Annotated in this window: 13 protein-coding genes and 1 riboswitch; of the genes, 5 read left to right on the top strand and 8 right to left on the bottom strand. The window is 49.2% G+C overall.

Annotated features, from left to right (window positions below; all coding sequences use genetic code 11):
• Positions 1-19 precede the first annotated feature (19 nt).
• Both T488_RS0111810 and T488_RS0111805 read right to left on the bottom strand, forming a co-directional pair.
• Complete coding sequence (locus T488_RS0111810; protein WP_028520978.1) at positions 20-7,264, bottom strand: polymorphic toxin-type HINT domain-containing protein; 7,245 nt, start codon at positions 7,262-7,264, stop codon at positions 20-22.
• 394 nt (positions 7,265-7,658) lie between these two features.
• A complete protein-coding gene (locus T488_RS0111805) occupies positions 7,659-9,305 on the bottom strand; it encodes a MutS-related protein (RefSeq protein ID WP_028520977.1) in 1,647 nt (548 codons plus the stop codon).
• Positions 9,306-9,649: 344 nt separating this feature from the next.
• Between T488_RS0111805 and T488_RS0111800 the strand changes: the two genes are divergently transcribed.
• The 5 genes from T488_RS0111800 to T488_RS0111780 all read left to right on the top strand — a co-directional run bounded on the left by T488_RS0111800 (position 9,650) and on the right by T488_RS0111780 (position 15,682).
• A complete protein-coding gene (locus T488_RS0111800) occupies positions 9,650-10,249 on the top strand; it encodes a response regulator transcription factor (protein ID WP_028520976.1) in 600 nt (199 codons plus the stop codon).
• Positions 10,234-11,439 (top strand): sensor histidine kinase, encoded by a 1,206-nt coding sequence (locus tag T488_RS0111795; RefSeq protein WP_028520975.1) that lies wholly within the window; start codon positions 10,234-10,236, stop codon positions 11,437-11,439. Before T488_RS0111800 ends, T488_RS0111795 begins: the two co-directional genes overlap by 16 nt.
• 87 nt (positions 11,440-11,526) lie before the next feature.
• Positions 11,527-12,201, top strand: a complete 675-nt coding sequence (locus T488_RS0111790) for an ABC transporter ATP-binding protein (RefSeq protein WP_028520974.1) — start codon at positions 11,527-11,529, stop codon at positions 12,199-12,201.
• A gap of 12 nt (positions 12,202-12,213) precedes the next feature.
• Positions 12,214-14,952 carry an ABC transporter permease gene (locus T488_RS0111785; RefSeq protein ID WP_028520973.1) on the top strand — a complete coding sequence of 913 codons (2,739 nt, stop codon included), beginning with the start codon at positions 12,214-12,216 and terminating at the stop codon, positions 14,950-14,952.
• 160 nt (positions 14,953-15,112) lie between these two features.
• On the top strand, positions 15,113-15,682 hold the full coding sequence (locus tag T488_RS0111780; protein ID WP_028520972.1) for a flavin reductase family protein: 570 nt from the start codon (positions 15,113-15,115) through the stop codon (positions 15,680-15,682).
• Between the two features lie 140 nt (positions 15,683-15,822).
• Here the strand turns inward: T488_RS0111780 and T488_RS0111775 are convergent, their stop codons facing one another.
• The 6 genes from T488_RS0111775 to T488_RS0111750 all read right to left on the bottom strand — a co-directional run bounded on the left by T488_RS0111775 (position 15,823) and on the right by T488_RS0111750 (position 22,258).
• A complete protein-coding gene (locus T488_RS0111775; RefSeq protein WP_028520971.1) occupies positions 15,823-16,047 on the bottom strand; it encodes a hypothetical protein in 225 nt (74 codons plus the stop codon).
• A gap of 401 nt (positions 16,048-16,448) precedes the next feature.
• The gene (locus T488_RS0111770) at positions 16,449-18,152 is read right to left on the bottom strand and encodes a dockerin type I repeat-containing protein (RefSeq protein ID WP_028520970.1); all 1,704 of its coding nucleotides are present in this window, start codon (positions 18,150-18,152) and stop codon (positions 16,449-16,451) included.
• Positions 18,153-18,430: 278 nt separating this feature from the next.
• Positions 18,431-19,696, bottom strand: a complete 1,266-nt coding sequence (locus T488_RS19350; RefSeq protein ID WP_082320517.1) for a glycoside hydrolase family 11 protein — start codon at positions 19,694-19,696, stop codon at positions 18,431-18,433.
• Positions 19,697-19,826: 130 nt separating this feature from the next.
• Entirely contained in the window at positions 19,827-20,159 is a 333-nt protein-coding gene (locus T488_RS0111760) for a hypothetical protein (protein WP_037297996.1), read from the bottom strand.
• An 85-nt stretch (positions 20,160-20,244) separates the two neighbouring features.
• Positions 20,245-20,332, bottom strand: a riboswitch (SAM riboswitch).
• 61 nt (positions 20,333-20,393) lie between these two features.
• On the bottom strand, positions 20,394-21,689 hold the full coding sequence (locus T488_RS0111755) for a hypothetical protein (protein WP_028520968.1): 1,296 nt from the start codon (positions 21,687-21,689) through the stop codon (positions 20,394-20,396).
• Complete coding sequence (locus T488_RS0111750; protein ID WP_028520967.1) at positions 21,686-22,258, bottom strand: RNA polymerase sigma factor; 573 nt, start codon at positions 22,256-22,258, stop codon at positions 21,686-21,688. Before T488_RS0111750 ends, T488_RS0111755 begins: the two co-directional genes overlap by 4 nt.

Genomic DNA, 22,258 nt, shown 5'->3' with positions numbered 1-22,258 from the left:
TATCTCCATTGTTCTCATTTTAGCGTTTTTTTGTTGCGTAACTCATTCCTGTGATCCTCTTGTTAAATTCTTCAAGCAGATCAGCTCCGATACCCATTGCTCCGGGTTCAGTTGATTTAAATATAACCCCTTTAGCTACGCTCTTTTCATCTCCGATCACATCAAATAAAACACCGTTATCTTTAAGCCATTGGGTCGTTCCTTTTTTCACCTTAATAGTAACTTTGCATTCGTGGCCCTTTTTGCCCCAACTTTTAGCAAGTTTTTTAGCATAATCACTATTACTGTCTGCAATCCACTTGGCACCTCTGCTTCCGTTCTTACCCGGAACCAGTTTTCCTTGAACTGCCTTCATAGCATCAACTTCTGCATTACTGCAATATCTTACAAGTTCTTCGCATGTATTATGCACCAGAATATCCATATCCGATACATAATATGTATGGAAGTCAGCTACTTCAAGGTTGTATACGAGAGTATACTGATCTGCGGGGAGCGGAACTATATCAACGCTCTCGATAACTACGGCATTTCCGTCTGCGTCGCGGAGCATATCTCCTGCTTCAAGGAACTTAGCCTTTGTCCAGCCCTGTCCCTCTACCCAGAATGGGTGCTCCTTGGTTGTTTCGATAGTCTCGCCGTTGACTGTTACATTTACAAGGGTATCCTTGACATAGATATATGTCTTAAGGACCTCCTTATATGCTGTCTCTCCTGTTTCGGGATCGGAAGCAAGTACCTTGTCTCCTGCCTGAATGGTCTCGATAGCCTTGCCGCCGTAGATAGTAGCTACGATAGTACCTGCAACGAAGCAGCCCTTGCCTGTAATAGCACACTTTGCCTTGCTCAGTGCCGCAGGAGCCTTTGCCATTGCAGCCTTACCGATAGCGCCTTCTGCTATGCCGACAGAAGCTCCGCCGAGGGCGTATGCCGCCTTATTCGCCAGGCTCTGCCAGTTTCCGTTATGTATATCCTTGATGATGCTGCAAGCGGAATTGTACTTCTCCACCGCCATGCTCTTGATACTGCCGACGGGGTCGTTTACGAAGGACTTGACTCCGCTTATGACCGATTTAGCTGTCTGAACAGGATGTCTTATAGCACTTATCTGTGAGCCGAGAGTATCTACGACGCCCTGACAATAGCTTGCGAATACCTGACCGGCAGGACCGCTGTCCTTGAGGACGCCCATACCTGTCTTCCAGTCATCGACTCTGTCCTTGCCCCACTGCTTGATAGCGCTTCCTGCCTTTGAGACAGTCTTTGATACCTTCTTTGCAGCAGACTTGAAGAAACTCTTGATAGAGTGTCCGCTGGGGTCGAAGTTAAGAACGGGGTTGTTATGGCAGTATGTGTAGAGATTAAGGCTGAGAGGATCGCCTGCGCTGCCGCTTACGCTGTCGCGGGTGATAAATCTTCCGTTATCGGGCGAATAGTATCTTGCTCTGAGGTAGATGGTATCCGACTCGGTATCGAAATACTCACCGCAGTATCTGAACGCATTTGTATCGCTCTCGTCGATGTTCTTCTCAACACCGAAAGCATCGTATCTGTAGGTCTTTACATTTGCAGCTGACTGGTCCGAGATGCTTACGACATCGCCGTGAGCATTCTTGCGGTAGTAGCTGTATTCTGTCCTGCTTCCGCCGACAAAGCTGTAGCTTGCGGTAATACCTGCTCCGAAGAAGTAGCACTTTGCGGAATAGGGGCCGCTTGCGCTGACATCGGCGATGATCTGCTGGTTGCCGTCCCATACGTGTTCGGTGGTCTCACCGTTTACAGTCTTTGTGGATCTGAGTCCGTCTGCGTTGTAGGTATAGCTTGCGGTGTCCTCGCCGTTGGTGTAGCCGATGAGCTGATCGAGCACGTCGTATGTGAAGTTCTCAGTCTTTTCGTTTGAGATCTTTGAGAGCTGATTACCGTTGTTATCGTAGGTATAGGCGGTAATAGCAGTCTCCTCGGTATCTGTCTCCTCGTTGACACCGGTCTTGGTCTCGCTCTGGAGAAGTGCGGTGTACTTGTTGTCGGCGTCCTTATAGTTATAAACTGTTGTGAAGCTCTCAGAGCCCGTTGCAGTCATTCTGATACGGTTGCCGAAATCATCATAGGTATAATTGTACTTGTCAGTCAGTGAGCCGTTCTCGATCTTCTCCTCTGTGATCTGACCGAAACCGTTATAGACATAGGAGGTCTTTTCTATTATACCATTTTCTGATACTGTTTTGCAAGAGTCTGAGCCGTCAAGATAATATTTATATGTTGACGAAGCGATCTCATTCTCGCCGTTGAAGCTACTGATGCTGGCAACAGCGTTTACGCAGTTATATGCGTAGTCTGTAGTTATGCCGTTTGCAAGGATCTCCCTGCTTCTGTTTCCGTTTGCGTCATACTCATAGGAAACGATATTGCTTCCTGATTCCGCAATGTCGGAAACTCTCATCTCATCGTCGTATGTATAATTTACATCCGAGTAGAGAAGGAGATTTCTCTGACCTGTTATGGCTCTTGAAACGTAATCAGAGATACCGATGTAGAAATAGCCCTTGAAGTTGCCATTTCCGTCTGTTTCGCTGACAACACGTCCAAGCTTGTCGTATTCATAGAATGTGACAGCGTCGCCCACCTGTGAGCGGACAGTTCTGCCCATTCTGTCGAATGAGTACTGAGTGATGACTGAGTCGGAAGCGTCTGTTCCGCTGACAGTCTCTGATCTTACAAGTCTGTCAAGATCATCGTAGGTATTGACAGTGATATTGCCGTTGGGGTCTGTAGATCTTACTACATTGCCGTTGATGTCATATTCTGTCAGACCTGAGTTGTAACCAGTGCTGTCTGTAGTTCTGAGAGGTCTCAGGTACTCATCGTACTCATACTCTGTAAGGAGATAATCGGTGTCGTTCTCGGAGGAGAGACCTGTGTATCTCTTTACGACATTACCTGCATCGTCATATTCGTATCTTGTGATGTTCTCGGTATTGCTCTGGGGATCTACGAGCTTTACCTCGATAAGGTCTCCTGCGCCGTTGTACTTGTTCTCTGTGATGCTGTACAGTGCTGTGTCGGAGTCCTGCTCATTCACGGGAGTGATAGTCTTTATGACATTGCCGTTCTTGTCGTATTTTACCTCGCTGACGGCATATCTGATATTGCCGTCCTCGTCCTTTGTGAAGGGAGTGTAGGTCTTGGTAAGTGCGCCAAGGAAGCCGTATTCATACCTGGTGGTATTTCCGAGAGCGTCTGTCTCTCTTGCAAGAGCACCGTCTGCATAGAAGCTGCTGGTCCTCTTTACCTTGCCGTTGACGGATTCTGAAACTGTGTTGCCTCTGAAGTCCTGTACAGTCTCCGAGATGACCTGCTTGTCTGCTGTAACGTAGGCATAGCTTGTCTCCTTGAGGCCCTTGTAGCGTCTTGTATAGCTCTCGTCAAGCGATGTGTAGATATGGAAGTCTGAATCCACATACTCATACTCATTCTTTGTGATGATCTGCTTAGGTGAGGAAGCTCCGTCACGGAAATAAGTTGCCTTCTCTCTCTGGAGAGCATCATACTCTGCTATGCTGATCGAACCGTCGGGGTTGATGGTCTCAACAGCATTGCCGTAAACGTCATATTCATATCGTGTTACGTTGCCGAGAGTATCTGTGATAGTGAGGGGAAGGTTTCCGCGGTTATAGGTATATGTTGAGCCCTTTGCCTTTGACTCGGCATACTTAGGAGTATACTCTGCTGTCTTTCTGCCCAGCTCATCGTACTCAAATACAGCGATAACAGGCTCTGTACCTGTGCCGTAGGTGAGTATCTTTGTGACGTTGTTGAGCTCGTCATACTCATAGGCTGTTCTTGTGTATACATCGTTCTCGATGTCGATGTATTCCCTTATCTCTGAGGGCTGAAGAGAATCGTTGTAGGTATAGGACATCTTGCTGAGGATATTTCCGCTGCTGTCCTTAGTAATAGTTGTGTCTGTCAGTCCATTGGAGTTGTAGGTATTCTCTGTGACATTGCCTTCGGGGTCTGTTACAGCTCTGATAAGACCTGCTACCGCAGCGCCCTGATCCTCGCTGTACTCATAGTAATCATAAGTGGTCACAGCATAGCCGCTGAGGTCTACTGTGCTCAGGTCGAAGCTGCTGTCGATCATGTCATAGGCATTTGCAACCGGCTGAAGGCTGCTGCTCTCCTTTATGACATTGATACCCTCGCTGTCATACTCATAGATAGTGACGTCCTTGACCTCGTCCACCTCTACAAGGGGATTGTTCTTATCGTTGTATCTTGTGAGGGTGTATGTGCCGTCGGGGTTGATGGTCTTGGTAACGTTGCCGTTGGAGTCATACTCATACTCGGTAACATTGCCTGCAACATCAGTAGACTTCTTCAGCTCGTCATACTTGTTCTTGCCCTCATCGTTCTTGTAGTACTCAGAGCGGTCGATGTACTCCTTGCCGTCAACGAAGGTATGGTTTGCGATGATAGCATAGTCCTCATCGTAATCATATGTTACCTTCTTGAGGAGAGTGCTTCCGTCATATTCCTCCATGCCTGTCTGGCAGTTTGCCCTGTCATATACATAGACCTGCTTGAGTCCGTGCTCGTTGACTGTATTGTCAACCCTGCCGTTGTCAACGTATGTAACTGTAAGAGTCACCTCATTGAAACAGTTCACGATCCTGTTGAGCTTTCCGTTCTCATCGTAGTAATAGGACTCCTTGGCGCCCTTTACGTTGGTGGCGGACTTCAGCTGGTTCTTGTCGTTGTACTCATAGACTACTTCCTTATGAGCGGAGGGATCCTCCAGCTTTGTGATCCTTCTGTGGTCGCTGCTGCCGTTGTACCAGATGTAGAACTCTCTGCCGATAGAGTCGGTGATAGTTCTCTTGTTGTTCTCGATAGCAGAGATAGTCATCTTGTTGCCGTTGGCATCGCGGATCTCGTCCAGTTCGCCCTCGGTATTGAAGTGGTATCTGCTCTGTGCTTCGTTGATGACAGTGTACTCAAACTTTGTGCCCACCTGTACTTCCTCAAGTCTGCTGTGTGCATTGAGGCACTTGAAGCTGTTTGCGCCCAGCTTCTCAAAGGTGGTGTTTGAGCCGTCGGGAAGAACTACCTGGAGATAGCTGCTGTAGGGAGTTGTCTCGATCCTGCTCACATCGAAGTTGAACTCCCAGCCTGTACCGAAGGAGCCTTCCTCGGGGTTAGTAGAGTTATAGGAACGCTGGAAATCAGCACCTACACCGGGATCGGTGAGACTGTAATCGTCAAAGCTCTTCTTGTAGTTGCCTGTAGCGGCATTTACACCGTCAGGACCTTCCCATGCCTTGCGGTATGCAGTGAGCTCGTCCTCGCTTGTTCTGAACCAGGGACGGAACCAGTACATATCGGGAGAATAGCCGTAGGGGAAGATAACTCCCAGGCTGTTGCCGTTCTCGTCCTTGTAGTCGAAGTTGAAGCGTCTGCCTGTTGAGGAGTTGCCTGCGTCGTCGGTGTAGGTCTCGGTATTGGCCCAGAGAATGGTCTGGAGACCGTTGGGATTGAGGAACTCGATGGAGTGTGTACCCGAGGAGTAGATGGACTTGTCGCCAGAAGCCTCGTTTACATTCCAGTGAGGACCGTAGAAATGTATCTTGCCTGCTGTCCACTTGCCCTCCATATCGGTATCTGTGATGTACATCCAGTTTCCGCATACAGTAAGCTCGTCGGCAGGATCGGTCATGAGGATAGTATCGCAGCAGTGAGCCTGTCCGAAGTCGAAATTCTCACCGATGAATACAGTACCTCCGTTAATATCCAGTGTCTGACCGGGCTTTGTGTCCCAGCCGTCGGGGGAAGCTGTTCTGAATACCAGATTGCGACCCACCACAAGGTCACCGCCATTGACATCAAGGCGTGCGCCCACACCGCCTGACCAGAACTCAGGCATATCGGTGTTGAAGGACATATACTCGGCTACAGCCAGAGTATGGCCGTTCATATCAAGGTCTGTATCGTGAAGATTGAGGCTGTAGGGGAAATAAGCTCCGCCGTCAACTCTCAGGTACTTCTTGAAAACGCCGTCCCAGCCCTTATCACCTGTATAAGCAGCCTCGAACCAAGCAAGGTCATCGGTGCCGATAGTACCGTCAGCGTTCTTGTCCATGTACTCGAAGTAATTATCCGAGCGCTTGGGAAGATTTGCATAGTATTCAAGGCCTTCCTGATCGTCCTCGTTTACCACGCCGTCATGGTTGAGGTCAAGATCGTACCAGTAAAGAAGCTCTGCACCTGCTTCACCGAAGATAAAGTTCCAGTAAGCATCGCAGTCATCAGAGTCGATGTTGTTGTCTCCGGTAAGATCTCTTGCACCCGGGAGATATGTGATAGCATTGTCCGCGAACTTGACAAGATCGTAATAGTCGTTATCGTTGATGATACCGTCGCCGTTGAGATCGTAGGAAGCTGCTGTGGGATCTACCGCCTGCTCCTCATCGTTCTCACCCATTTCTATGTAGATCTGCTGCCAGTAATCCAGCTCCTCCTGTGATACATCACCGTCATTGTCATTATCCAGTACAGGATCAAAGTCGGTGGCGCCCTTTATGGCACCCAGACAGCTCTCGACATACTCAGCGTCGTATTCGTTGAGCCAGTCATCTGTCCACTGGTTGCCGCAGTCGGGATTGTTTGTGGTATCACCGGGGACAAGAGTGAGGGTATCATGTGAACCGCCGGAGCCCAGTGTGAAGGTTCCCGTTCCGCAGTCCTTCATATAGAAGGGCAGATAGCCGTCGCACTCGAACTTAACGTGATAAACATCGGAATATCCCTCTTCAATGACGATCTCGTAGCTGTCGCCGTCATGATAGGTCTTGTGGCGTAGCTCCTCCCAGTTTCCGTTGAAAACACGGATATAGATGGGCGGATCATCAGCTCTGCCTACGCCCGGCACCTCGCCCAAGGCAATGTTGCCTCTGATGGTCAGGCTGTGCACGATGTCGTCCTCAGGGTTAGCCTCTGCGGCTCTTGTCTGAGCCTTCTTGGCAGACCTGAGCTTATTCTGAGGACCTGCTGCCTCAAAATACTCCACATTGCCAAGCTCTGAGGTCACCCTGCTGAACTCATCAGCCAGCTCCTTCTCGTTCTTCTTTGCCTTGACGGCATCTGCCGCAAAAGCAATGGAGTCGGGATGAAGGGGACCCATTGATCCGCCGTCGCCTGTGATCAGAGCCTGACCAACGAACACTGTTGAGAGTGCAGCAGCGATGACGCGATTGATGTTTTTACTCATTAGATCAAACCTTTCTGAATAAATTCTGTGGCTGTGCAGCGAATAATAGAAAAATCCAAGCTGTGACTGCGGACATTACAGGTGCCGACCCGATAGCACGATCCGTTATATGTCCGTTTGATATGTATAATGACCGATCACATACAGCATTGCTGTTTACATAATTTTTCCAGGGCTAAACAGTCACAAAGAACATTCTATCACAGCTGCCGCTCATTTTCAAATGTTTATTTTTTATCGGTATATATTGAAATAATATAGATCATACGCCTGCCTGTTTTTCGGAGAAAATGAGCAGCAGCACAAAAATGCTGTCTGTATTTTTTCATAAAAATGATAACCGTAAGCAACAAAAAAGTGCCTGCTCCGACCGGAACAGGCACAATATGTTATATTATTTTATTTCCGACATGGCGTCATCTATTATCTCATCGGGAAAGCCTATGACGCTCAGCAGCCTTATGGCATTGCTGGAGCGGCTTATGCCGTCATGGATAGTGTAATCGAAGACCACGTCCCCGTCCTCAAGGCTCTCGCAGAAGTGGTAGTTGCTGTAGACGCCGTCGAATGACTGAGCCAGCTCTATATCATGGGTCGCCACCATGAGCATACAGTTCCTGCTGTCAAAATACTTCAGCACAGCCTTGGAAGCGGCTATTCGCTCCACGGTGTTGGTGCCCTTGAGTATCTCATCGATGGCAAGGAAAATGAGCCTTCCGCTGTCAGCCAGCTCCACCATGCGCTTCAGATACTTTATCTCGCGGATATAGTAGCTCTCTCCTGTCAGAAGGTCGTCCCTGACCGCCATGGAGGTGATAACTCCGCAGCATGGCACCGTCGCGTGTTCAGCAGTACAGGTGAGAATGGACTGGGCAAGGATAAGGTTTATGGCTGCCGCCTTTATAAATGTGGACTTTCCCGAGGCGTTGGAGCCCGTGATAATGGCGTTGCGCTCAAATCTGAAATCGTTGGCAACGGGATCGTCCAGCATGGGGTGAAATACCTGTGTGAACTCAAAGCGTTTTTCCTCGCTGAGCTCGGGTACACAGCAATGGGGCAGGCTCCTTCGGAACGAGCCCACGGCAATTGAGCAGTCTATGCTGCCAAGATAGCGGTATACCTGCATATACTCCTCCTTCTTGTCAGCCAGCTCCGCAGCTCCCTTGTTGTAGAGTATGAAGCTTATCATCAGGGGACCCGTAATGTACGAACTCAGCTGGGAAAGCAGGTCGTCCGACATCATCATTGAGCGCTTCATGTTCAGCAGACTCAGTATCTTTGCCGTCTTTTTCAGCTTTTTCAGCGGAGCCTCCACCGACTTTGAGAACTGAGGCACCATTCCGCTTACCTTTGAAGCAGCATTTATAGTCATGCCTGCTGAAAAAAGGCTCTCAAGCCTGTTCTCGTAAGTTCCTCTGAGGAACAGATACGCCACGAAATTAACAAGGTAGCTGAAGATAAACAGCATGGTGAAAACCGGGCTCATGAACACAACCGCCAGTATGCCGAAGATCAGCAGCGTCCCCAGCATAACGGGATAGATAAATCTACAGGGCAGATAGCGTTTATCCGCCTCCTCAGCCAGTCCCACGGCGTAATAGGCGCTTATGGGCTTTCCAACGCTGTAGAGATATTTCCTGACCTCATTTCGCTTGTCCTCGTTCTCATCAAAAAAGCTGATGACCTCTCTGTTCAGACGGGGCTCTCTGTCCCTGCCGCCCAGGATATGCAGTGTGGAATACAGATACTGCTCTCCCGCGAAGCAGTCGGTGTGGTCGGCGCGGAAGAAGATATTGTCCATTTCCAGGTCGTTCCAGGTAATATCGTCCACCAGTTCGTCACTGCGCAGTTCCTTTTTCTCCTGCTCATAAAGCAGGGCTATACTGTCCATTCTGTCCCTGACGTCCGCCTTCACCCGGTTTTTGTCACCGTAGGAGCTGCGAATGCGGTATCTTATCGCCTGTTTGTTTCGTATGGTGCGAATGACCGCACCTATGATGAAGCAGACAACAAGTGCGGATATTATTAATAGGGGTCCCATGTTTCCTCCTGTAAAACTTTTTTATTTATTATATCATCTTTTACTGTAAAGGTCAACACGGTCCAGCGCTGCTTATTTCACGGTATAACAGTACCGACGGGAATTTTTTCCGTCTCCCTTGCTTTATCTCAGCTAATGTGCTAAAATATAAAGGCAACACCGCACAAAGCTTGTGCTGAAGATGCGCCGTCAGATTTTTCGTCAGATTGTATAGAAATTTCGCCGGCATACTGACGTATGTCAAGAAATTTCTGTGCAAGATGACGGGAAATATGCAAGCAGATTCAGTGCAAAGCCGTTAGGTGTGCTTTGTGCGGTGTTGCCTAAAACAAAGGAGGCTGAACATGAGTACTATTCTTCTTGCAGAGGATGACAACACCCTGCGCAAAAACATAACTATGGCACTGGAGACAGAGGGCTATACTGTCATTGCGGTCTCCACCACCGAAAAAGCCGAGGAGCTTGCTGCTCAGGCTGACCTGCTAATACTGGACGTTATGCTCCCCGACGGCAACGGCATAGAGCTGTGCAGACGTCTGCGCAGGACCATAAAGGCTCCTGTCATATTCCTCACCTCCTGCGACGACGAGGCGGACATAATCCGCGGACTTGACAGCGGCGGCGACGATTACATTACCAAGCCATTCAGGCTCCGCGAACTCTTCTCACGTATCAGAGCCAATCTCAGACGCATACCCGATGTACCTCAGCTGGATCTGACCGCCCTGGAGCAGAAGCTGCTGAACTACCTCATGCAGAACCGCGGACAGTTCCTGACCCGCGACCAGATCCTTGAGTACCTCTGGGACTCAAAGGGCACCTTCGTAAATGACAACACACTCTCCGTGAATATCAGCAGGCTCCGCGAAAAGCTCAACAATGCAGAGGGCTGCGGCACCATAGTTACAAAGCGAGGCATAGGCTATAAATGGACAGATTCATAAACAACCGTGCTCCGAGAAGGCTGGTGCTGATACTTGTACTGCTGCTGTGTGTCTCCGCAGCAGCCGCCTATTTCATCTCGGGAAAATGCGCTGAGAGGATAGTCTCGGAGCAGATACAGGCAGGACTGTCAGTTGCAGGGGGCGGAAAGCTCACACAGTCTCCCGACGAGGAGCATATCTCACAAGGCGAGGAGCTGCTCAGCGAATACGGCATTGACCGCAGCCTGCCGCCGCAGCTCATGTACAGCTACAAGGGCATTCGCAGGCGTATATTTGTCCCTGTGTTCGGACTAATGGCGGCGGTATCTCTTATCTGGTTCATTGCCGCTGTAATAGAGCTCATGGCGATATACCGCGACCTCGAGAAAATACGCAACGAGTGCATAGCCGCTGCGGACTCCCCCGAAAAGAGGATAACCCTGTACAGCCATGACCTGAGCTCAGTCCGCAGGGTAGCCGAGAGCGCAGATCTTCTGGTCAGCAGACTTGACCACACCCTGTTCACTCTCAGCAGCGGGCAGAAATACCTCCGCGGCTTCCTCACCGACCTTTCACACCAGATAAAGACCTCTCTTGCGGTGGTAAGGCTCAACACGGATATGCTGGCAGAGCTCCCAAACATCTCCGAGGAGCAGCGCACAAAGCTCTCCGACGAGATACAGCTCAATCTTGACGCCATGGAGAACATGGTCATAGAAGCAATAAAAATGGCTAAGCTCGACGCCGACGCCGTTGAATACGATATGCAGGACAACTCCCCTGCGGAGATCTGCAGTCTTGCGCTGAAACGCCTTGCACCAATGCTTCGCAAGAAAAATATCTCCGTCCGCACCGACCTTGACGAAAATGTCAGGCTCATGTGCGACAAGGGCTGGCTCTGTGAGGCTGTGGAGAACATCATCAAGAACTCCGCCGACCACTCGGAGTGTACGGAAATATCCGCCGAGGTCAGCGATGACCCCATCAAGGTCACCATAGCTCTCTCCGACAACGGAAAGGGCATACCCCAAAGCGAGATACCAAAGCTTTTCGAGCGCTTCGCCTCGGGTAACAGTGACCGCTCCATGTACAGCTCGGGACTTGGTATGTCCATCTCACAGGAGATAGTCCGCGGCAACGGCGGAGAGATACTCATCTACTCCGAGGAGGGCAAGGGCTCACGATTTGAATTCATATTCCTGAAAAACTGAGAGTTTTCTCAGTTTTTTGCTTTTTGTAACTTTCCTGTAAGGTTCATGCTTTACAATACAGTCAGAATAAGGAACGGAGGTCCTGTTATGGGAAACGATATAATACTTAAAACCGAAAAACTTACCAAGCAGTACGGCGAGGGCGAGAACGCATTCCTTGCCGTAAACGGCATAGACCTTGAGGTCCGCAAGGGCGAGTTCGTGGCTATCACAGGTGAGAGCGGCAGCGGCAAGACCACTCTGCTCAACTGTCTCGGCTCGCTTGACCGTCCCACCAGCGGCAGCATAATCTTCGACGGAAGGGACATCACAGGGCTCAGCGACAACGCCCTCTCCGCCTACCGCCGCAGGAGCATAGGCTTCATCTTCCAGAACTTCAACCTCATTCCCGTGCTGAATGTTGAGGAGAATATAGTTCTTCCCCTCAATCTGGACAACACTCCCCCCGATATGGAGTATCTTGACGAGCTGCTGCGCCTTACGGGGCTTGACAGCAAGCGCCGGAACTTCCCCCATGAGCTCTCGGGCGGTCAGCAGCAGCGTGTGGCATTCGCAAGAGCTCTGGTACACAAGCCCCAGCTCATACTGGCTGACGAGCCCACGGGAAACCTTGACAGCAAGAACAGCCGCGAGATAATCTCCATACTGAAAAACTCCATCAAGAAGTATGACCAGACGCTCATACTCATAACCCATGACGGCAGCATCGCTGCGCAGGCAGACCGTATCTGCCGGATCACCGACGGCGTTCTCAGCGAATAAGGAGGCGGCAGAATGAAACATCTCATCTCTCTTTCTCTCAAATATATCCGCCGCCAGAAGGTCCGCACCTTCCTCACATTCATGTGCATAATGCTCTCCGCATTCATACTCGCCACGGTCTGTTCCTTCGGCAGCAGCCTCTACACCACACTCTACAACTACACCGAGCATGACGACGGCTTGTGGGAAGTGGACGTAACAAATTGGGTAAGACAAGCAGAGGATTATAGTAAGGCTCTAGATATAGTCAAGAACCACGCTGTTGTGGACGATTACCTCCAGTCTCATTCGGAATGGCTGAGCTACAAGGAGCATATCGGCTTTTTTGAGATAAGCGACGGAAAAAGCTCATCAAGGGCACAAATGATCATCAGTGACAGCTATTACGGAAATAAGAAGCTGTCAGCTGCCAATTCTCCCGATCCGAGTTTCAACCTCGACACCGATAATGCCGAAGGCGTGTTCCTCCCTTCCTGCTTCAAGAAAATGGGCTATTCAGAGGGAGATACCGTGACCTTCACCATCACGCCATTCAGCGCAAGGCTGGACGAGGACAGCGACATCATCAAGCAGCTCCGTGCCGAGCTGAAGGAGAAGAACGGCACAAGCCTCACACCCATGGATATAGGCTTTGAGCACCTTTCCGAGGAGCTTCAGCAGAAGGCTTCGGGAGCAAATCTGTTCATGAGTCTCCAGCTCAGGGGTATAGACATAGATGACTATCCACTCACGGATTTAGGCTACGGCGAGCCTGCGGAGTACACCGTGAAAATAGCGGGCTTCACCAACGGCATGAAAGGTATCGGCACCTCCTATTCATTCTTCGTCAACACCAAGAGTGAGAGCGTAGACCTTGAAAAAGTATACGAGAAGAACCACTTTCTCGAAAAAAGCTTAAGTGACGAAATGTTCATCCGCGTAAAGGATGACTGTGACTATGAGAAGGCGCTGGAGACACTGTTCACCGACCTCGGTCACGATTATAACACTGAGTTCTACAGAGATACCTTCCAACACCACGAAAACTCCACTCTGCTTGGACTGGAATGGAAAAGCGCCGACGCTATATACAGCATACTTCCCCTGTTCGTGCTGCCCCTTCTTGCAGTCCTGCTCATAGCATGGTTCATCGCAAGATTTATCATCGACAATGCCTTTGAAATGGCTGTTCAGGAGAGAAGCACTCACTTTGCCGCCCTCCGTATCATGGGAGCCTCAAAGGGACAGGTAGCGGCGATAGTCCTCATAGAAGCGGTATTCTACTGCCTAACAGCCGTACCCCTGGGAATACTCACAGCTGTATTCATCTGCCGCAGCGCCTTCAACTCCTTCCACAGGATAGGCTTCCCACTGTTTGAATTCTCAGTAAAGGGAGTATTCCTCGCCATCGCCGCTGGACTCTGTATACTGGCGATACTGGTATCCGCCTTCACATCGGCGATGTGGGCTTCAAGAAAGCTCTCCCCTGCCGAGGCGCTGAATTTCGGCAAGCCCAAGAGCAAAAAGCGCAGACTGCGCAGATACAAGTCAAAGCTGAACCTGAGCTCAAAGAGGTTCCTGAGAAGATACACCAGAAAGAACATTGGCGCTTCAAAGAGCCGTTTCGTGATCTCTACCATAACTATGGGACTGGGAGTCCTCATGTTCACCTTCACAGCCCTTATCGGCACCTTCGTAAAGGACGTCTCGGGAATACTCAACAGGGAGATCGACTGTGATTACTACGTTCAGACCCTGTATGCAGACGGCAGCTTCACAGAAAACGCAGATAAATACTTCGCAGGGAATGACGCCTTCTCAGAGTTCCGTATCAACTCATATTTTACAACGGGGATTACCTCCGTCTCTGATACCTCCGAGGTCTCGGACAAGAGACTGTCAAACATTTTAGAAAAAGGTATGTCTATGGTCTTTGCAGTAGACAAGGGCGAATACAACAGGGACTATTTCGACGAGATAACAGGCATGAGCTATGAAGAGTTCAGAGACAGCGGCACTGCATTCTTCAATATAAGCAACACCATCTATGACCCGGATGCAGGCAAGACCACAGAGGTCAGCGAGCGCAGGTACGAGAAATTCAGCAAGCCCATTTCCGTTGAGGGCTCACAGGGTTTCAAGACAGATGTCTCAGGCGTCGTCTACAGCCCGAAGGCTATCGGATACGCCCTCATAGTCCCCATTGAAATGGCAGACGGCTACACCACGGAATATGATATGTACCTCACCGTCAACGGCATGAAAAACTACGAAAAAGCCAACAGTACCATGGAGAAATATATAAACAATACCACCCTCATCCAATTTGAAGATTTCTTCATGGCGAAAACGGGACTGAAAGAGTTCGTAAAGGCTATCGTCAAGATAATCCTCATCTTCCTCATATCCATATGGCTGGTGGGAATACTCTCCATGATAAACTGCGTCAATACCAGCGTTCTAAACAGAAGCCGCGAGCTGATGATGCTCAGGAGCGTTGGCATGACAAGGAAACAGCTCCGCAAGAGCGTTATCCTTGAGACTATCATGTTCTCCGCAACGGCTGCAGTGATCGGTACACTGCTGGGACTGGGCTTATTCCTCATATTCGTATACCTGCTCATACGGGAGCCAAATATGCTCCATATCGGCAAGGTAGCGGCAGTCCTCATCGCTTCACTGACGCTCAACATAATCATATCACTGCTTTCGGCTATACCTGCCATAAGAAATCTGGGCAAGGTAGAAGCCATCGCACAGGCAGTTGCATAAACATACAAAGCTCCTTGACAGTTTTTACCGCTAAGGAGCTTTTTGCTGCCCTTTCGGAGCGTTGACAAAACGGGCAGGATATGTTATATTCATATTAGTCCCTGCTGCGGACTTTTCACGTATATATGCGGTATCCCGCTGAATTTAAGGAGGTATTTTTATGAGAAAGAATTTAGGTGTACAGCCTGCGCTGTTTCCCATGCCGGTAGTCATCGTTGCTGCATACGCTGCTGACGGAAGCATCTGTGCAATGAACGCTGCCTGGGCTCAGATCTGTGACATGGACAAGATAGCCCTCTTCATCGACGCAGACCACAAGACCACCAAGAACATCATGGAAACAAAGGCTTTCACAGTCAGCATTGCCGACGTCCCCAATATGGCTCCTGCGGATTTCTTCGGTATCGCCACGGGAAACAAGATGCCCGATAAGTTTGAGCGCTCAGGCTGCCACGCTGTAAAGAGCGAATTCGTAAATGCTCCTATAATCACAGAGTTCCCCGTTGCTATCGAGTGTGAGCTTGCTGAGGAGATAGATACTCCCAATATGCACGCCATCGTAGGAAAGATAGTAAACGTCAGCGCAGATGAACAGGTCATCGGCGACAAGGACAAGATACTCCCCGAGAAGGTAAACGCCCTCATCTTTGACCAGTACCGCAGCGGCTATTTCGCTGTTGGCGAAAAGGTAGGTCAGGCATGGAATGCAGGCAAGGACCTGATGAAGTAAATACAAGACAAAAGCCGCTGCGGAATGCAGCGGCTTTTTGCCCTCATGGATAGTTTATCTATATAAACAGGAAATGTGGATAGCTTTTCATGCTCCGCCATTTTGGCATTCCTGTTTCCTGAAGATATTATAGACAGCGATCAGAGAACGGCAATGTTGTCCTTCTTTGCCCTGCTCTCCTTTTCGGCAATGAGCACCATAACAAATGACATCAGTCCGCCTACAAAGAAGTCGTTTGCCGAAAGGCTGCTGTATGTTCCTGTCTTGTCGAATACTGCCCTGAAGTAAACAAATATCATAGCAGCGATAGTGATAACGTAGATAACCTTGTAAATTGCGAATAATACCTTTTCTGACTTTTTCATAATGATCATTTCCTTTCGTTTTTCCTGTTTATCCTCGGGGCTTTTCCCCGTTTCCATGATCTTATTATACACCCTCTGCAAGGCTTTGTCCTTCGCTCAGTATTACTTAACATTACAATTCTGAAAGGTTGATCCTTCCGACTTTATGGGGCTGTGCCTGTAAAAACGCCGCCTGCTGCTCGGAAAAGTGCAAAAACGCGGCTGTTTCACGGCAAATATAGGCAATTTTGCCATTGTATTTTTCTGCGTAAAATGTTATAATATAGACATATTCAGAGTATTACTGACTTAGAGATCCAGAACCACCTTTATAAAGCAAAGCCCTGCCGCACTATATGTGCCGCAGGGCTTTTGCTTGCAAAAAATATCCGCACAGCAGACACTGTGCGGATATTTTATTATTATCCTTCCTCAGCCAGTCTGAGTCTTTCTTCCTCTTTGAGTCGGGCTTCCTCCTCAAGGCGTTTCTCCTCTTCAACGAGCTCCTTTTCGTATTCGGTCATTGCCTTGTCCTTTTCGCCGACGTAAAGAGTGATGTCCTTTGTGATCTTGCCGTTCTTTACTGTGAATGATGCCATATCAGATTTGTATATTGCCTCGTCCTCGAATATATCAAGCTCTCTGGACATCTCTGCGCCAAGCTCTGTCCAGATCCATACGCCGCGGTAGGGATCATCGTCAGGATACCTGAAACCGCTTATCATATAGTCGCCGTCCTTGAGGGCGATCTTCTGACCCGGCTTCACATCTGTCATTATAGTGTCATTCCCCTGATAGATAGTGTATGTAGCATCACCTGTATAGGGCTGTTTATCGGGCCATGTGAGAACATTGAATGAGATCTCCTTCTCGCCGTCTATAGGCTCAAAGTAGAAATTAAAGTTGCTGGAATAGTTGTATGCATAACCGAAGCCTACATATTTCTCTTCATTGCTGGGCTTATATCCCTCGGGAACGCTGTCCACTCTTACCTTGTAGCTGTTGCCGCATGTGCAGTAAAGATCATTAAACACCTTTGTAGTTCCGTCGGAAGTGAACTTAGTCTCCTTCGCATAGGTCAAGGGAGCCTCTATAAGTGTGAGCTCAACGCCCTCAAGAGGCAGACCTGTCAGAGTATCATAGCAATTTACGGTTATGGTATTGCCATTTCCTTCAATGCCTCCGAAATTTATGAACAGATCTCTGTCAGCCTTGCCGTCAACTACAGAGAAGTCGATACCCTCTGACCAGTCCTCAAATGTAGCATCGGGATAGTATCCCTTGATCTTGGCAGCAATATCGCTGTCGGGATCTACCAGTGCCACGGGATAGTCGAAGGGATTGAAGTCTGCATGGTAATCGCCGTCGGGAAGTGCAAACTCCATATCATAGTCTCTCTGATAGTAGTAATTACCGTCCTTGTCAGTGATGGTAAGGTTGCCGTAGCCAAGGTACTCGATCCCCTGACCCCAGTCCATGCTGGTGATCTTTACATTGTTTTTGACATTGTCAGCAGCAACTCTGATAACAAGCTCCTTCTCGGCTGTACCTGCGGGCATATCAAATTCGACGACCTGATCCCAGTTCTTATAGGGCTCGTCGTAGCCCTCGGGAAGGTCTGTTACGTGGACGAAATACTGATAATCCTTATCATCGGGAAGTCCGTAGTAATTGAGATCCTCGCCGTTGGTAGAGACCTGTCCGCCGATAGTATAAAGATAATCATTATTGAGCTCGGAAAGCTCGACGCTCGCATTCTCCAGCGGCTCGCCTGTCATCATGTCTACAACCTTGATGGAGAGCTTTGTGCCCGCAGGCTTCTGCTCGCCTACAAGCTGTTTTCTCAGGTAGACCATGTCGAAAACGTCGATAACTCCGTCAGCAAGGAGATCAGCGTTCTTGATGTTGCCCAGTTCCCCGATATGTCCCAGCAGATAGCGGTTGAGCTGTACTGCATCCGAGATGCCAACGTCACCGTCGAAATTAACGTCGCCGAAAAGTGTGAGCACCTGCCCGTTCTCGACTACATAATCCTCTGCCGAAGCAGCGGGGATATTCATAGCCATAGGTGCCGCAGCCATAACAGCTGCTGTGATGAATGCCCTGATCCGATTCTTAGTGTTCATTGTCATATACCTCCTGTCAATATTAGGAGCCCCCTAAGCTCCCCCTTATAGAATAAGTGTAACATAATGAATAAAATTTGTCAATGTTCTTGATAAAAAATGTACTTTAGGTGCACCTGACGTGGATAATTTAAGGAGCGTTTTGTGCAGTATGACATATAATTTTCCGCTGAATACAGGCTTTTCTCCATCATTTTTGCCTTTGACGTACAAAAAAGCAGGACGCCGATGACGTCCTGCCCTTTTCTCATTTTATTCTCAGCCGTTAAGTCTGATTATCATTCGCCCTCAGCGCCCGATACCTCGTCCACATAGAAGTCTGTAAGGCTGTCGGGAGACTCAACGTAAAGCTGGAGATTTTCAGCTCCGTCGGGGATAACATAAGCGGGATTTTCAAGAGTTACCCACTCGCCGCTCTTTGCAGGCACAAGTGCCACCTCGTCGTACTTCTCGCCGTCGCAGTCATACTGCATAGTCAGCTTCATAGTAACTTCTTCGCCGCTGTTCTGCATTGCCTTTGCGCTGAACTTATAAGCCTGTCCCGGCTTGTAGGTATCGCTGCTGAGCATTATGGTAGCGCCGTTCCAGTTGTCTGTTCTTCCGCTTACGAACAGGGACTGTGAGCCGTCGGAAGCGTTCTCCTTGTCAACACTTACCATAGAACCGCCTCTGGGGATCCAGCCTTCCTTGCCGTTCTCAAAGCTTATGTCGAAGAAGCCCACTGCCTCGGGAGTTCCCGAGTCTGCCTCAGCCTCTGCAAGCTGTGCGATAGCGTCATTGTCAACAGTAACGGTTATATCCGCAGCCTCGGCATAGGTGCCGCCTGTCTTGAGCTCGTTCTTGTAGACCTTTGCCTTGCCCATGGACTGATAGCCCTCGATGGTCAGAGCAACCTCGTACATATTGCCCAGCTCAAGTCCGCACTTAGCCCATGCGTCAAAATGCTTGGAAACGGAGATAGTACCCTCGATCTTTGTGCCGTCGCCCTCGGGCTTGGACTGCCTTACGCTCCAGTACTGGTCGAATGTCTGAGTGCCGTCGATAGAAGGCTGCTCATATCTTGTGGTCTTGTATATATCGTATGTGCCGCCGTCAACAGTGACCGTACCCAGTGCCATAGGAGCTCCGGGTGGTCTCCAGCTGCCCCATGATTCCACGATGTAGAACTCTATGAGGGGATCTCTTGTCCAGCCGTAAACGCACATATAAGAATTGCCGATGGGGTCATAGTCAACACCGTAGTCCACGGTGATGTTGCCCAGATCCTTGTAGGTCTTGGTGCAGTCGTACTTCTTTCCGCGGCGGAAAAGAGCGTTGTTGATATTGCTCCATTCGCAGGAGAAAGTGCCGCCGCCCGGCTCTACGTTGAAGGTCGTGTCGCCCTCGTCCTTCCAGAGCTCATAGTCATAGCCGTCGGCAGAGCCTGTTACATTCTCGGTAAACACCTCTGTCTTGGCGTTATTTGAGCTGCATCCTGCCAGCGCACCGATCATGCAAACAACTGCTGCGGCTGTTGAGAGTTTCTTTAAAATGCCATTCTTCATTCAGGTCATGACCTCGCTTTCCTTTTATCGCCCAAGCATTTCGGGCTCTCAATACTGATTGTAACACATGATACGAATTTTTCAAGTCATTTTTTGCGGCTGCTCGGTCGTATCTTGCGTTCAGGACTGCTCATGCTCCTGCTTTCCCTGTGAAGAACATCCGGCAGGCAAAGTGTGAGCTGCGGCATAAAAAGTCCTCATTTCCCGCGGTAAACCGCTTGTAATCCACCTTCATGGGGCAGTCTCCGCCGCGGAAGGACATGACCCATATAAAAAGCGGCAGGTGTCCCATGGTGCCGTCCCGATGAACAGCAATGACGTGACCTGTTTTCCACTTGTCACGGCTGAGCTCGCCGAAGCGGAAGCCCTCCTCACTGCGGAAGAACTCCTCACAGAGCTCATGGCTGTCAAAATAGACCCATACCGTTTCCTCGCTTTTCAGCAGTTCCTTGATCTTTCTCATAAATATGCACTCCTCGAAAAATATTCCACAAAAGTGCGAAAAAGCGGCTCCATCGTCACGACAGAGCCGCTCTGTAAGCCTTTTTACTCCATCATTCAAGCTTTAGCACCTTACCTGTCGGGCAGGTTGCTGTGCGGTCACAGGGCTTGTCCCTCACGCACTCTCTATGGTATTTATATTATAGCACGCCAAAAAGTTTTTTTCAACCCTTTTTTCAAAAAAGCCTCGGATCTTTCAATATTCCTCGCCGAAGACAACTCCGTAACCGTCGGTATATATGACTCTCCTGACTCCGTCGCCGTTGTAAGGGTCAAGGACGAACCTTATCCACCTGTTGTTGTTCCTGAAATTATCGGTGATGTGATAATAGCTTTCGGGAAGCTCAGTCATCATGCTCCAGTGCATATCATAATTGAGAGAGCTGTCATTGTACTGATACTCCAGATAGTTATTTACATTATCGATTGCCGAGCTCATATCTATGTCTTCATCTGTCATAAAACTGGGACCTTCATTCACAAGGGGATATTCCGATCCGGTGTAGTCCCTGTTCTCATCATATTCAGTGCCGCCGATGGAGCCCGTGATGACCTTCCATTTACCGTCATCGTCCTTCTCGAACTCCACTGTGAGAGCCTGCGCCTCAATGAAGCCGTCTTCAAGCTGATTCTTAACTATACGTTCCCATGAAAATCTTCCGCTGCTTGCAAAGAAAGATCTGTCAGAGAGTATATCGTCCTTCCATTCATTCTCGGAATAAGCGTGCTTTGCAACATATCTTGCATAGAGCTCTCCGTTATATTCAAGGAAATAACATTCGTCTATAAGTTCACCGGGCTGACGGTCACTTACGTCTCCTGCGAAGCTGAATGCGGTCTCGGGCGAGATAATATATTCATCGTAATAATCACACATACCGGCAAATGTACTGAACCTTGGATCGTTCATTTTATAAAAGGTAGCATCGAACTCCTCGCCTAAGGATTCATACCTGAAGGTCAGGCTATCCTGCCCGGTATCGATATGATCCAGAGTATTGAGGCTCCATGATTCAAAAAACACAGGAAGCAAATCCTCGAACAGTTTTTTCTTCTCCGCCTCGGTCAGGGCTCTCTCCGTGAGAGGCTCGGTAGCGGGCTCAGTGAACACTTCTGTGGTCACCTCATAGGAAGCGGGCTCAGATACCTGTGAAAACTTGCTGCTCCTGTTGAGTGCAAAGCCCGTACCCACTCCTCCTGCTATAAGCAGGAAGGCAGCCGCAGCACAGAGGGGTCTGTGCCATGCAGGTCTGCGGTAGGCCTCCACGCCCTCTACTATGGTTTCCTCCGGCTCCTCTCTGACGATATTCTCCTCGTTCTCTTTCTTTTCTTCTCCGGGATCATCAGAATGTCTGATAAGCTCGTTATATTTCTTTTCGCTCATAGAAAACAGCCTTTTCATAACCGCTTCTTCGTCGGCTGAAAAGGGGACCAGCTCCTCAACAATGTCATCTTCGGCATTTTCAAGGATACCAAGGTCTATGTCTTTCATATCATCCCCTCCTTTATACCTCTGTTCTCCAGAACCCTTCGCAGCTTGTCTGCCGCGCGTTTACACCTCATACGGACAGTTGACGGGTTCATTGACAGAAGTGTTCCGATCTGATGGGATCTTTTATTGTAATAATATTTCTGTATAAGAATAGTTGAGTCAGGCTCTCCGAGCTCCTTGATGCTGTCGATCAGTATACGTCTCAGTTCCGAATTTTCACTTTGCTTTTCCAGATCAATACCTGCGCTCAGAACGGGAGTGCCCTCATCGTCCATTGACAAGGTCTTACCCGAGCTTCTTACAAGCTTCCTGTAGTGATCTATGCTCATCCTTTTGGCAACAGTGCCTATAAAGCCCTTCATATCGCCGGTTGAGTACTTCTCTCCGAATGTGAAGAATACCTGCGCAAAAATATCGCTGATACACTCCTCAATATCCTCGGTAGTCCCCGTGCTCCTCAGGCGGTTGAAGGCGATGGTCCGTACATAGCTGTAGTACTCGCCGAACAGCTTCTCGTGCGCCTGTTTGGGTGATCTTTCAAGAAGAGCAAGATATTCGCCGCCCGTCAT

Source organism: Ruminococcus flavefaciens ND2009 (assembly GCF_000621785.1).
In the GTDB taxonomy this organism is placed as follows: Bacteria; Bacillota; Clostridia; order Oscillospirales; family Ruminococcaceae; genus Ruminococcus; species Ruminococcus flavefaciens_C.
Note: the sequence above shows the minus strand (reverse complement) of the source record. Positions and strands in the feature narration are given on the sequence as shown.

Excerpts from the sequence above, each read along its gene's own strand:
- T488_RS0111800 (WP_028520976.1), top strand. The coding sequence starts at position 9,650 with ATGAGTACTATTCTTCTTGCAGAGGATGACAACACCCTGCGCAAAAAC.
- T488_RS0111780 (WP_028520972.1), top strand. The coding sequence starts at position 15,113 with ATGAGAAAGAATTTAGGTGTACAGCCTGCGCTGTTTCCCATGCCGGTA.
- T488_RS0111755 (WP_028520968.1), bottom strand. The coding sequence starts at position 21,689 with ATGAAAGACATAGACCTTGGTATCCTTGAAAATGCCGAAGATGACATT.
- T488_RS0111770 (WP_028520970.1), bottom strand. The coding sequence starts at position 18,152 with ATGAACACTAAGAATCGGATCAGGGCATTCATCACAGCAGCTGTTATG.
- T488_RS0111795 (WP_028520975.1), top strand. The coding sequence starts at position 10,234 with ATGGACAGATTCATAAACAACCGTGCTCCGAGAAGGCTGGTGCTGATA.
- T488_RS0111785 (WP_028520973.1), top strand. The coding sequence starts at position 12,214 with ATGAAACATCTCATCTCTCTTTCTCTCAAATATATCCGCCGCCAGAAG.
- T488_RS0111750 (WP_028520967.1), bottom strand. The coding sequence starts at position 22,258 with ATGACGGGCGGCGAATATCTTGCTCTTCTTGAAAGATCACCCAAACAG.
- T488_RS0111810 (WP_028520978.1), bottom strand. The coding sequence starts at position 7,264 with ATGAGTAAAAACATCAATCGCGTCATCGCTGCTGCACTCTCAACAGTG.
- T488_RS0111775 (WP_028520971.1), bottom strand. The coding sequence starts at position 16,047 with ATGAAAAAGTCAGAAAAGGTATTATTCGCAATTTACAAGGTTATCTAC.
- T488_RS19350 (WP_082320517.1), bottom strand. The coding sequence starts at position 19,696 with ATGAAGAATGGCATTTTAAAGAAACTCTCAACAGCCGCAGCAGTTGTT.
- T488_RS0111805 (WP_028520977.1), bottom strand. The coding sequence starts at position 9,305 with ATGGGACCCCTATTAATAATATCCGCACTTGTTGTCTGCTTCATCATA.
- T488_RS0111790 (WP_028520974.1), top strand. The coding sequence starts at position 11,527 with ATGGGAAACGATATAATACTTAAAACCGAAAAACTTACCAAGCAGTAC.
- T488_RS0111760 (WP_037297996.1), bottom strand. The coding sequence starts at position 20,159 with ATGAGAAAGATCAAGGAACTGCTGAAAAGCGAGGAAACGGTATGGGTC.